This window comes from Sphingobacterium sp. UBA6317 (assembly GCF_002440385.1).
Classification (GTDB): domain Bacteria; phylum Bacteroidota; class Bacteroidia; order Sphingobacteriales; family Sphingobacteriaceae; genus Sphingobacterium; species Sphingobacterium multivorum.
In genome coordinates, this window is sequence record NZ_DJTD01000016.1 from 74,190 (window position 1) to 85,877 (window position 11,688).

Here is an 11,688-nt window from a genome sequence, read left to right on the forward strand (position 1 = left end):
ACTTGATTACCTTTTTACGCCTTTGGATTTTGCAGGAGCTTTCGGCTTTTCCTGTTGTTCCTGCTGTTGTTTGTTTTTCGGTCTTTGTTGCCCCGACTTCAAAGGCTCTTTGATGTTTTTGGTCGCTTCGTTGGTTTTGCCCTCTGAATTGACGGCAGTTTGTGTTTTATGGGCTTCGATAGGTTTTGCCTGTGCCTTAACTTGGCTTGGAAAGGCAAAATCAGTTTTTCCGGTTTCTTTGTTGAAAGTGATATAACCCTGATACGGTTGTCCTTTCTTATCTTTCAATCCGTCAATGTAAACGGTTTGCCCGGCTTTGAAATCCTTATGCTGCTCATCGGTCAGTTCTTTGCCCCTGAATGTTTTTGGAGCTTCCTGCGGCTGGCTTTGCTGATTGCTTTGTCCGTTGTTTTGAGTTTGCCCATTGCTTTGGGTCTGCCTGTTGGAGTTATTGCGGTCAAACAGGAACTCAACATAACGCTTGTCTGCATTGAACTGTACCGTTGCCGAAAACTCCGTTCCTTTGGTGGAAATCATACCCTCTAACTTTAGTGGTTTACCCTCCATTAAAGTTTGCTTTTGCTCATCGTTCAGTTTCACGCCTTTAATTTCATCGGGAATTTTTATGAAATCCGTCCGCAACGCAATTACATCATTTGTCAGCCTGTCTATACTGATAATCGACGGCATCAGTTCGCCCGTTTTGGTGTTGGTCAGGTTAACTACACGCCCCATATTGCCTGTTTCGAGCAGGTTTTTTTTGTCCTCATCCGTAAACTTGTGTCCGAAAAATTCAAAATGCAAGTTGGGTTCTTTTTTGATGCCGTGTATTCCTACTACAACTTTTCCGTCTTCGGCTTGCTGTAAAGACAGGCGGGCATCCGTGCGGAGAATAGTACCACCGAGGTTAACACCAATCGGTAAGAGTTCATTAGTTTTATAACCTTTCAATAAAGGTTCAAGCAGGTTTCTCTTTTCAAGATATTCCTTACTTAATCCGAGATTGTTCATTGTGTCCCAATCAATCTGCTCCGGCTTGTAGCGGTATTCGCTCGCTTCCGGTGTTGTTTGTGTTGTTGCCATATTATTTTGATTTTCTTGTTTTTTATCCTGTTGCGGTTCTGTTTTTACTTCGTGTTCTTTCATCACTTTTTCTCCTTCGGGAGTGGGCTTATCAACCTGCTTTTGCATTTCCTGTGCTTTTTCAACTGCGACAGGTGCAGGCACTTTGAAGAATGAAAAATTGGTAGGGTTCTTTAACTGGCTGAAAAAATTGGAGAAGAAATTGGAAAAGAAATCGCCACTTTTGTCCACACGCATAAACTGGTTTTGGTTTTTCTTCGTGGGTTCAACGGTTTCCATTTTCCCGTTCTCGTCAATACTCTTTACGGCTTGGATTTTCATTTTTTCTTTATCCAGCACCAATAATATGTCCGATAATTGTTCAGGCATTTCCTGCTTATTTGTTGTTTCTTCGCTCATAATCTGAAAAATTTAAAGTTTACCGCCGAATGTAAATTAAGCGTTGGCTGTATTGCCCAATGTGGCACTCAAAGGCAGTCTTTGTCTTTCATTGGCGTTCATTTTGAGGGTGGGTTAAAACTCTCTCTAATGAACTGATGTACATCGGATAGCTTGTAATACAATTTTCCGCTTATGGTATAATAGCGCAGCCTCCCAATAGAGCGATACCGTTGCAGGGAACGGTTACTGATTTTAAGCATTTGAAGTAAATCCTGGTTATCGAGCAATTCCTCGCCGTCTATACTATTGCGTTTCTTTTGCAACTCATTTATATTGTCGCCCAGCATATCAAGACGACCCATCAGGCGTTCCATCCACGCTAAAAATTCCATTCTGTCAATATTCATAGGGATATACTTTTAGGGGTTCATACCTATTTTTTGTCTGTCTTTAGCTTTCTGCCTTTTTCGATATAGCTTTTGCCTTTTGCCATAAGCTCCTGCACAAACTGATCACTGCTCTGTATGGCATTGGCATTGAGCATATCCTTAATTGCTCCAATAGTGTAGAAATATTGACCGTAGATTTTTGAATAAGCAATCTCGCCTTTGGTTCGCATACGCCACAAGGTCTTTTCGCTGATGTGCAGGTATTGGCATACCTCGTGGTTATTGAGCCACAGGTCATCATACCCCGTATCATCCAATCTTTTCAGATAGTCGGCAATGGCATTAATACGGCTGTTGAGCTGTTGCCACGCTTCTTCTTCAATGGTTATTATTTTCATTGCACAGCTTTTTAAAGTTCACTATGCAAAATTGTTTAGAGTGGCAGTGTTTGTCTGCCAAGCCTTGCCAATTGGTTTGGCGGTTTTTTGAAATTTTTTACAATTAGGAAAAACCCTTGTTTAATAAGGAGTTCAGGCATTTTGAGTATTTTGTAACAGGGAATTGCCGACATTTGCTAATTGGCAGATATGGGCAAAAAAAAGCAGTACATTTTGTGTACTGCTTTGAAATTACTGTATTAAAACAGCTAAAGGTCTTTATCCATATATTCTTCGAGGGATATTTTGAGCTGGTCTAAAAATGCCGTTCTTGAACCAGTACGGGTTTTCATCCGGTGAAACGCATGATGCAAATCGCTAAGCGGAATACGGAAAAGCACCTGAAACATCAGACTGATTTTTCGGATTCCAATTTTACCGTGAGAGATCACACCCGAAGCATATAGGGCATAAATCAATTCGACGAGTGCATTTTTGCTATCTGTCCAAAATATATCTTTTGAATTTTCGGTTTTTTGTAAATTCGTATCTAGACTTTCATCAGGATTGATTTTGGTAAGCAGGTAAGTGTAGAGCAGTTCATTAGCGATAATCCTTGCAACTTTGTAATCGAAGAAGGTTGAGAATGCTGGATCTATTTCAAATACAATGCTGTTTAGTCCATCATGATAATTGATATTGCCACGTTTGAAATAAATGTCATCTCGATCAATTCGTCCCGAACGATAATACCTGTAAAAATCGGCATTGCAGATATGTTCAATATACTCCCGTTTAAGATTTGCCAATTGGCTAGAAAAATAACTATAATACATTTTACCATTACTGACCGGACAAGTAGTCTCTATACGATAAACCTTATTGTAATAAATTAGTTTGCCAAGTATTTGAGGTTTTATGGTACGGAAGAAATTGATTTCTTCAGCTTCATCATTAAATCCCTTTTGGGTAATTGACTTTTTGACTGAAAATAAAATATCTTGGAGATACAGGATCATTTCGTAAGCTTCATCAAGCAGGCTCTTGCTCTGAGATGAAATCTTATCCTCTTTGTTGTGTATCTCTAAAAGAATGTTTTGTAGAGAATTTTTCATAGCTCATGATTTTTTAGAACAGTTTGACTTTCCAGAAAGTGTTCTTCAATTAAATCACAAACCTTATGAATTCTAGCGATAAATTCCCCACAGTTGGGGGTAACTTGGGTGATATTTTTTTATTTTCCTTCTTGTTCTTCCATTTTTTTTATTAAGGAATCTTTCAAAAGATCTAAAAATTTTGTTCGATTATTCTTTCTATTTCTTAGCTCCAAATATGTATGATAGAAATCGCCTAAATCAATTCCAAAGGTATTTTCAAATATTCTTACAATAACCTTTATTTCGGAACTACCGTCATCAAAAGCTTTGAAAGCATGCAACGAATAGATTAATTCTATTAGGGATGTTTTGCTTGCAGTCCATTTTAATAATGAACTACGTATTTCTTTGGATTTTGCTCTAGAAAATTTATTCATGTTTAATATCTGATCTTCTAGATATACTTCTATTAAATCATTTGCAATAACTTTAGCTACCTTATAATCATGAGAAGTTGAAAAACTATGATCTGATTCGAAATAAAATGTGTCTAAACTCAATTTAATATCAAATTTTCCTCTCACAAAATACTTCTCATCGAGATACGTGCTATTAGTTCGATAGTATTTATAAAACTCTAGATTATTATCGAAAAACCGCTTTAATTTCGCCAATTCATTATTCAGATATTTTTTAATTATTCGTTGGCCTCCATGAGGCTTTTTCATCTCTATTTTGTAGATCGCATTGTAATAAATAAGTTTTGAAACAATCTTGGGTTTCAATTCTTTAAAAAAGATAATTTCATCCTCGATTGTCTTGAACTCATTTTCGTTAATAAATCGCTTTAGTTTCGTCAATTTTTGTAAGGTAATTTCAATCATAGACTCGCATAAACTTATTTGGTCACCATTATCAATATAGCGTATACCAATTTCCTCTTCAAGTTCTCGAATAATTTTACAATAAAAGTCTCTCACAGAATTTTTTTATTTTTTCAATTAGGCTTGATTTAATTTGATTGTTTTTTATTTTATTTTTTGCTGGTTTTATAATACTGTATCCCGCATTCTAGAAAATTTTTAAAATCATCTTTTGACATATAGCCTGAAATAGGGGAGTTAATAACTTTTCCATCTGGTGTTACCATAACATAATGTGGTTGCGAATTATTGTTAAAGTTTATTTGTTGAAACATAGACCATTGGTCTCCAACTGTTTTAATTTTTTTCTTCTGTCCATTCCCCATATCAATTGATCTTTGTTGTTCTTTTGGTAACTCTTCGCGATCATCTACATATAAGGAAGCCAATACAACCTCGTTTTGAATTAGAGGTAAAACATCTGGTTCACTCCAAACAAATTCCTCCATTTTACGACAATTCTCGCACCCGTATCCGGTAAAATCTATAAGAACAGGTTTATTTTTTTCTTTTGCTACTTTAATAGCTTCATAATAATCATGTTCTGGATGTATTCCAAAAATGCCGTCCTCTGGGGAAGTATAGAAGCTTACATTTAAAGGAGGCAGAATGCCACTTAGTAAAGATAAACGTGGTTTCTCTGAGTGTAATAAGCCCGGTATCAAATACAATACAAACAAAATACCTGCGATCCCAAAACTTTTTCTAACAGTTGTTATCTTTTCATTTTTATCATCATGTGGGAATCGGATTTTACCAAACAGGTACAAAACTAGACCCACTGTTACTATAATCCACAGTGCAATAAATACCTCTCTCTTTAGCAAAAAAGTCTTGGAAACTAAATCCGCTTTTGATAAAAATTTTAATGCTAATGCTATTTCTATAAAGCCCAGACATACTTTTAATGTATTCATCCAGCTTCCTGATTTTGGAAGTGATAATAATACTTGCGGAAATAAAGCTAAAAATCCAAATACAAATGCCCAGGCAAGTCCAAATCCTCCAAGAGCAAATGACAGTAACGTTGGGACATCTTTAGAACTAGAAGCAACTCCGCCTAAAAGACTACCTAAGATAGGGCCGGTACACGAAAAGGAAACAATTACTAGTGTTAATGCCATAAAAAATATCCCTACAATTCCCCCAGCTTCTTCTGCTTGGGAGGATCTATTGACAATCCAAGTCGGTAACGTTATATTATAATATCCAAAAAAACTTAATGCAAAGAATAAGAATACAACAAAGAACACTAAGTTCAACCATATATTTGTTGCTATCTCATTGAAAACATTTCCACTGATACCATCTAAAATATGGAAAGGAATACTTAGTACTAAAAAGATGACTAAAATAAACCCGCCATAAATCAGTGCATTCCGTTTTCCTTTAGATCTATCAGTAGCATTTTTTGTAAAGAAAGAAACTGTCAGTGGAATCATAGGGAAGACGCATGGTGTCAACAACGCTATTAATCCTCCTAGGAATCCTAATAGCAATACCAGCCAATTACCAGATTCTTCTGTGACTTGCTCATTACCACAATCTACCAGGGGATTTTTAAAATCTAATGTATTGACCTTAATGTCACTTTGCAGATGAGCTAAATCAGAATCTTGCATTTCACTTACTATGATTTTGGACTTTGTTTCCAAATCATTTTTTGCATTTACTATTTCCTCAAATTCTATCGTATTTGGAGCTAAACAAATTTTATCGTTGCATACCTGAAAAATAATCTCAGTAGCTATCTTGGGATTGATTCCGTTACTTTTTAATCTGAATTTTTGAATAAATCTTACAGAATCGGCAAAATATACTATTTGAACACCAAATGCTTCACTGAACTCTTCTGTTTTTTTTCCCAGCTCTTTTACGTCTCCTATTAATTCAACGTTATTACTAACAATTTTCATTTTTGTTGGTATACCGCTATCCTTTGGTAAATCCTTAGAGTAAAGATGCCAACCTTCGTCTATCTGTGCTTTCAACACAGCCTCATATTCATTGTCTGCGATTTTATTAATTTTATAATCCCACTTAACAACTTCCTTTATCTGAGCCTGTAAGTTTGTTATTTGGAACAATAGCAAGACCCATAACCATTTTTTCATGATAATTTTTGTAAGTTTATTAAAATAATGTTGGGCTGTTTTCGGCCCATGTTAGAGGAAGCTTATCTGTCTTTTTTAAGCGTATCAGGCTCAAAATCCATTGAAATGGAATTCATACAGTAACGCTTATATGTAGGGGCGGGGCCATCATCAAAGATATGTCCGAGATGCGAATTACAACGATTGCATTCAACCTCTGTTCTATGCATGCCATGTGAATTATCTTCTTTATAGACGACACTGTTTTTAACGGGTTCGAAAAAACTAGGCCACCCACAACTGCTTGAAAATTTAGCATCTGAACGGAAAAGTTTATTTCCACACACCGCACAATAGTAGGTGCCTTTCGTTTCACTATCCCAATATTTACCAGTAAATGCCTGTTCAGTAGCCTGTAATCTTGCAACTTGATACAACTGTGGATTTAAGACTTTTTTCCATTCTGCATTACTGATATTTAATTTTTTTTTATCGGTTCTGGAATAATAGGGATTTTCCATATGTTCCTGACTTATACCTTTATTCGTTTCCTGCGCATAACAACTACCTAAGAAAAACATGCATCCAATTAATATCAATATCCTTTTCATTTATATTTCGGTTTAACTTTATTCTTAAACACTTTTTTAAACTTGTCTAGCTTAGGTTTAATCACTCTCTGACAATACGCGGCCTCTGGATTATTCTCAAAATAATTTTGATGATAATCTTCTGCTTTGTAAAACTCTCCATAAGTTGTTACTTCGGTTATTATATTCTTTGGATAAACCTGTTCAATATTCAATTCAGCAATGATAGCTTCAGCCAATTTCTTTTGACTTTCATCATGGTAAAAAATAGCGGACCTGTATTGTGTTCCAATATCGTCTCCCTGTTTATTTAATTGGGTCGGATCATGCGCGACAAAAAAACCTCCTAATAATTCTTTATATGATATTCTTTCAGCATCATAGACTATATTACAAGCTTCTGCATGCCCGGTCATACCAGTACTTACTTCTTTATAGCTAGGATTTTTCTGATGACCACCAGTGTATCCAGAGGTTACAGATTCCACCCCTTCTAGTAGTTTGAATTGTTCTTCTACACACCAAAAACATCCGGCAGCAAACGTGGCAATTTCACAATTTTTACTATCTATTTCCATGACTCCCTTTCTTTCGACTTCTTTTTTTCCTATTTTTTTATTGATTTTCTGTTGACCACAGGAAACCAAGGGTATTTCGACCAATGCCAATAACCAAGTTTTTAAGTATTGCCCTATTTCCTAGTGTTCTTTTAATTCTTTAGCTAAAGGAAAATCTATTGGCACATTTAAAACTTTGCTTGTGAAGTTTGTGATGAAACTATCACCTACGACATGCAACGCATCAATCAGATTTTCATGATTATAGCCCATTTTAAAACATTGTTGAAGCAGTTGCACACTAATCCTATTTTTTTCTTCAACTACATTTTTAATGAATTTTACCAGCGCATCTAATTTTTTATCAAATTCAGCATTCCCCCGACGAAGCTGTAATATTTGATCTTCATCAAAACCATTTAGCTTTCCGATCATAGTATGGACACTTAGACAATATAAAGAATTGTTTTTTTGAGAAACCACTAACATAATCGCTTCGCATTCTTGCTTTGACAAAGAAACCTTTCTAGTATGAAATTGATAGTAATTACTTAATGCATTTTCTGAATGCATCATCGACGCATAAAGATTAGGGACACTCCCTAAACGCTCTTTGAAGTATTTCAAGAACTCCTTGTTTTTTTTACTAACTTCCTTATTATCGGGTATTTCTATTGTTAACATTGTTATATCTTCATTTTTTTAACTAAGACTCTTATTCTCTAAATTTGGAGATGTTTGTACCGGTATACATTTTAAAAAATCTGCTAAAATGTGCCGGACTTTCAAAACCTAATTCGTATGCAATTTCCTTTGCCGTTTTGTCGGTATAATGCAGATATCTTTTTGCTTCCAGGATAATCCTATTTTGTATTATTTTTGATGGAGCAGGTTGCCTCAAAATCGCGAAAATATTACTCAAAGTTTTTGGTGATTTATTTAACGCATCTGCATAAAATTTCACTCCATGTTCCTTTTTAAAATTTTCTTCCAGTAATAAGGCAAACTTTCTGATCATATCAAGTTTTTCATCTGAAAATTTTGAATAGCATTCACTTTGCTGTTTTGCAGTACGGGTCGTTTTAATTATTAGATGTTTCAGCAAAGTCCTAAGCATTTCTCCTTGAAAATTATCTTGCGATAACCATTCATCAGAAAACATTTTTTCTAAGTATCGCATTTCTTCTTTCTCATCCTCATTTAATTTAATAAACATAGGATGTTCAATACCATAAAATAGAAAACCAACGCAACCTACTTCAGCATCATGATCTACTATGCAATAAAACTCTCTGTTAAACTGCCAGGCAATTAATTGATCTGGTTTTTCAAATGTGAAATTTTGATTGGATACTAATGGTAATAAAGACCTTTCGGGCATTTCATAGTCAATTTCATCAATTTTTACTTTTTGCTTAGAACCTTTATTATAAACAAAAGTGTTGATAGGTGCTGTTGGCTTACGAAGTCCTGCTCCTTTTAACTGATCACTGTTCACATGCATGACGAATCTTGCTGAAGTTATTTTATCTTCGTATTCCCTTACCATATTGATTTGCCTTTATTTTATCGTTTTTAAGTGGATACTAATTTAATTTTTCTCCCTCTTTATTCCCTTATAATATCCATCACGTTTCCCCAATTATCTCATACTTACACTACATCATAAGACACCCTCTCATTTCACATTTATATGTTCTTATATATCTTACAAAATTGCTGCTGTCGCACCTCCGTCCACTACAATATTTTGACCGCTCACATACGATGCCTTATCCATTGCTAAAAAAGCAACTACCGCTGCTATTTCTACATCTTAGGCCACGCGTCGCAATGGGGTTCTGTTTGTTATTGCACTTAATTTTTGTTCATCTGCCAATACATTTTTTGTTGCTGGTGTTTCGGTAAACCATGGCGATACCGTATTTACTCTAATTTTATCTTCTGCCCATTCATTCGCTAGGTTTCTTCCCAATTGAATTAGCCCTGCCTTTGACATTCCGTAAGGAGCACCAGTTCTAGCATCCAATATTCCCGCTACAGACGCAATATTGACCACCGCACTTCCTGCCCCGTCCAAAAGGCTTGAATATAAAATTCTACTTAATTCAAATGGGGCTAACACATTTACTTCAAATACAGATCTGTATTCTCTTTCTTCATATTCGTTACTTGGTTTACGAATATTAATTCCAGCATTATTGACCAGCACATCTAATTTACCCCATTTTTTATCTACCCACATTTTAATTCTCAAACGATGATCTGTACTAGTTACGTCAGCTGACATACCATATACATTTAATCCTCGCTCTCTCAAAGCACTCTCTACTTTAATGACCTCCTCATTATCGCGTGCAGTAAACAATACTTCGGCTCCTAATTCCGCAAACTCTGTGACTATTGCTTTCCCAATCCCTTTGGAACCTCCCGTTATTACTACTTTTTTCCCTTCTAAATTCCAATTTTTCATGTCTTTATATTTTCAGTTATTTTTTCTTTGAAGCCTGTTCACCAAATTCTATCAACTGCTTTCCATTGACAAATCCTATTTTTGTCATCACTAATTTACCTTGTGGAGTGAAGAATAATAATGTTGGATATGCTGTCACTTTCCATTTCTCTGCTAATGCAATACCTTCACCACTCTCCATATCAATGGTCACATTAATGAAATTTTTATTAAAATACACTGCTGCTTCTTTCTCTTTGAATGTTTTAGATTTCAGTAATTTACAAGGCGCGCACCAAGTTGTATAAGCATCCACAAAAATATATTTATTACTTTTTTTTGCTTTTGCAGCAATTTCGCTCCATTTCCCATTAGTAAAGTCAATTTCCTGACTTTCCTTTTTCATACCGGCTTTTGGATTATTTTGGGCAAATGACATACTTACTAAAGACACCAATGCAAAAATTAGCATCGTATAAGTCATTACTCTTTTCTTAGTTTTTAACATCGTTTCTGTTTTATAAGTCTTTAAATATTGTTTGTGCTACTACCTTTAATAATTCAGGCTTTAACCTTTTTGTAATATCTGGATTGATGTATTCAAAATTTATTTCACCATTTTTGCTTAATATAAATACCGATGGAACAGGTATCAACAAATCAATGTCTTTTCCGCCAGTAGACTTAGGGAGAAAATCCCAATAACCTTTAGGGGCTTTATACGCGATGCCGAATTGCTTAGAAACTGCCAGATCTGCATCTGACAACAATGTGTATTCTAAGCTTGCTTTATCCATTGAAGCGTTTAAACCTTCAGGCTTATCGGTGCTTATTGCAATTAACTGATATCCCATTCTTTCCAGATCGCCTGATATTTCTTGTAATCCAGATAATTGTTTAGAACAGTATGGACACCATCCACCCCGATAAAAAACTAAGATAGTAGGTTTCTCAGCTACCATTTTATTTAAATCGACAATTTTCCCTTGCTGATTCATCAACGTTACCATAGGTATTTTCTCTCCTGCCAAAAGTGGGCTGATATCCTCAGCTTTTTGAGGATACATATTCTCTCCCATAGCCATCCTCCCCATTTCCATCTGGCTTTTTTCTTTATGGTCCATCATGTTCTTTTGTTGTCCTTGGGCATTGGCCTGACTAACCATTATAAGCAGACCAAGTATGCTCATAATGTGTTTTATTTTTTGTGTTATACTTTCCATTTTTAGTTAATGAAGTGTGATTAAATGTTTTTTGCTAAAGGAAAATCTACCGGTACTTGTGTTACGGCATGTAATAAGTTGCTTATTGTACGATCACCTAACATTGTTGCAAATGATACAGCCTGTCCTTTACCTGCATATAATTGAATTGAAATTGATTCTCCTGGCATAATTAGAGGAGAACCGCCATTATTTTTAAATGTTCCTGATTCAACTAAAGGTCTGGAGTCCAATACATTTTCAATTGTAATCGTTGACGATGATGACATTTCCATCATGCCATCATCGTCCTTACTACATGATGCTAAAACTAATGATAGTCCCAAAAGTGATAACCACCCAAATTGTTTGTGTCTCATAAATTATTCTGTTAAAATTTTATAAAACAAAGGTATTTGATGATATTAGTTATACTGATGTCCAAATTTCCCTATCATATGACTGAATTTCCCGATTTACGGTATCTATCTGTTTAACTCGAAAAAATTATTGATTTGGGAGCACATGTGTCCTAAATAAATTT

The 11,688-nt window shown here is 35.2% G+C and carries 13 protein-coding genes and 1 pseudogene; all 14 read right to left on the minus strand.

From position 1 onward, the window contains the following. Positions 1-6 precede the first annotated feature (6 nt). Complete coding sequence (locus B3E92_RS04590) at positions 7-1,482, minus strand: DUF3945 domain-containing protein (protein ID WP_115169400.1); 1,476 nt, start codon at positions 1,480-1,482, stop codon at positions 7-9. Between the two features lie 98 nt (positions 1,483-1,580). After that, entirely contained in the window at positions 1,581-1,871 is a 291-nt protein-coding gene (locus B3E92_RS04595; RefSeq protein WP_286895557.1) for a helix-turn-helix domain-containing protein, read from the minus strand. A gap of 26 nt (positions 1,872-1,897) precedes the next feature. Beyond that, a complete protein-coding gene (locus tag B3E92_RS04600; RefSeq protein ID WP_072996044.1) occupies positions 1,898-2,251 on the minus strand; it encodes a helix-turn-helix domain-containing protein in 354 nt (117 codons plus the stop codon). Positions 2,252-2,499: 248 nt separating this feature from the next. Then, on the minus strand, positions 2,500-3,345 hold the full coding sequence (locus B3E92_RS04605) for an RteC domain-containing protein (protein WP_286895559.1): 846 nt from the start codon (positions 3,343-3,345) through the stop codon (positions 2,500-2,502). 119 nt (positions 3,346-3,464) lie between these two features. Further along, positions 3,465-4,307 (minus strand): RteC domain-containing protein, encoded by an 843-nt coding sequence (locus tag B3E92_RS04610; protein WP_286895560.1) that lies wholly within the window; start codon positions 4,305-4,307, stop codon positions 3,465-3,467. Between the two features lie 53 nt (positions 4,308-4,360). Beyond that, entirely contained in the window at positions 4,361-6,364 is a 2,004-nt protein-coding gene (locus B3E92_RS04615) for a protein-disulfide reductase DsbD family protein (RefSeq protein ID WP_286895561.1), read from the minus strand. 62 nt (positions 6,365-6,426) lie between these two features. Beyond that, complete coding sequence (gene msrB, locus B3E92_RS04620; RefSeq protein WP_286895562.1) at positions 6,427-6,954, minus strand: peptide-methionine (R)-S-oxide reductase MsrB; 528 nt, start codon at positions 6,952-6,954, stop codon at positions 6,427-6,429. Beyond that, entirely contained in the window at positions 6,951-7,601 is a 651-nt protein-coding gene (msrA, locus tag B3E92_RS04625; RefSeq protein ID WP_245795778.1) for a peptide-methionine (S)-S-oxide reductase MsrA, read from the minus strand. Before msrA ends, msrB begins: the two co-directional genes overlap by 4 nt. 30 nt (positions 7,602-7,631) lie before the next feature. Beyond that, positions 7,632-8,174, minus strand: coding sequence for a carboxymuconolactone decarboxylase family protein (locus tag B3E92_RS04630; RefSeq protein ID WP_070562137.1), 543 nt, complete (start codon positions 8,172-8,174; stop codon positions 7,632-7,634). Between the two features lie 31 nt (positions 8,175-8,205). Next, a complete protein-coding gene (locus tag B3E92_RS04635) occupies positions 8,206-9,039 on the minus strand; it encodes a helix-turn-helix domain-containing protein (protein ID WP_286895565.1) in 834 nt (277 codons plus the stop codon). 159 nt (positions 9,040-9,198) lie between these two features. Continuing rightward, positions 9,199-9,963 (minus strand): annotated as a pseudogene (locus B3E92_RS04640) (SDR family oxidoreductase). A gap of 16 nt (positions 9,964-9,979) precedes the next feature. Then, entirely contained in the window at positions 9,980-10,450 is a 471-nt protein-coding gene (locus tag B3E92_RS04645) for a thioredoxin family protein (RefSeq protein ID WP_221405645.1), read from the minus strand. Positions 10,451-10,460: 10 nt separating this feature from the next. Then, complete coding sequence (locus B3E92_RS04650) at positions 10,461-11,165, minus strand: peroxiredoxin family protein (RefSeq protein WP_072996032.1); 705 nt, start codon at positions 11,163-11,165, stop codon at positions 10,461-10,463. A 20-nt stretch (positions 11,166-11,185) separates the two neighbouring features. Beyond that, on the minus strand, positions 11,186-11,524 hold the full coding sequence (locus tag B3E92_RS04655; protein WP_078702693.1) for a hypothetical protein: 339 nt from the start codon (positions 11,522-11,524) through the stop codon (positions 11,186-11,188). Between the last annotated feature and the right edge of the window lie 164 nt (positions 11,525-11,688).

Excerpts from the sequence above, each read along its gene's own strand:
- B3E92_RS04590 (WP_115169400.1), bottom strand. The coding sequence starts at position 1,482 with ATGAGCGAAGAAACAACAAATAAGCAGGAAATGCCTGAACAATTATCG.
- B3E92_RS04595 (WP_286895557.1), bottom strand. The coding sequence starts at position 1,871 with ATGAATATTGACAGAATGGAATTTTTAGCGTGGATGGAACGCCTGATG.
- B3E92_RS04600 (WP_072996044.1), bottom strand. The coding sequence starts at position 2,251 with ATGAAAATAATAACCATTGAAGAAGAAGCGTGGCAACAGCTCAACAGC.
- B3E92_RS04605 (WP_286895559.1), bottom strand. The coding sequence starts at position 3,345 with ATGAAAAATTCTCTACAAAACATTCTTTTAGAGATACACAACAAAGAG.
- B3E92_RS04615 (WP_286895561.1), bottom strand. The coding sequence starts at position 6,364 with ATGAAAAAATGGTTATGGGTCTTGCTATTGTTCCAAATAACAAACTTA.
- msrB (WP_286895562.1), bottom strand. The coding sequence starts at position 6,954 with ATGAAAAGGATATTGATATTAATTGGATGCATGTTTTTCTTAGGTAGT.
- B3E92_RS04630 (WP_070562137.1), bottom strand. The coding sequence starts at position 8,174 with ATGTTAACAATAGAAATACCCGATAATAAGGAAGTTAGTAAAAAAAAC.
- B3E92_RS04635 (WP_286895565.1), bottom strand. The coding sequence starts at position 9,039 with ATGGTAAGGGAATACGAAGATAAAATAACTTCAGCAAGATTCGTCATG.
- B3E92_RS04645 (WP_221405645.1), bottom strand. The coding sequence starts at position 10,450 with ATGTTAAAAACTAAGAAAAGAGTAATGACTTATACGATGCTAATTTTT.
- B3E92_RS04650 (WP_072996032.1), bottom strand. The coding sequence starts at position 11,165 with ATGGAAAGTATAACACAAAAAATAAAACACATTATGAGCATACTTGGT.
- B3E92_RS04655 (WP_078702693.1), bottom strand. The coding sequence starts at position 11,524 with ATGAGACACAAACAATTTGGGTGGTTATCACTTTTGGGACTATCATTA.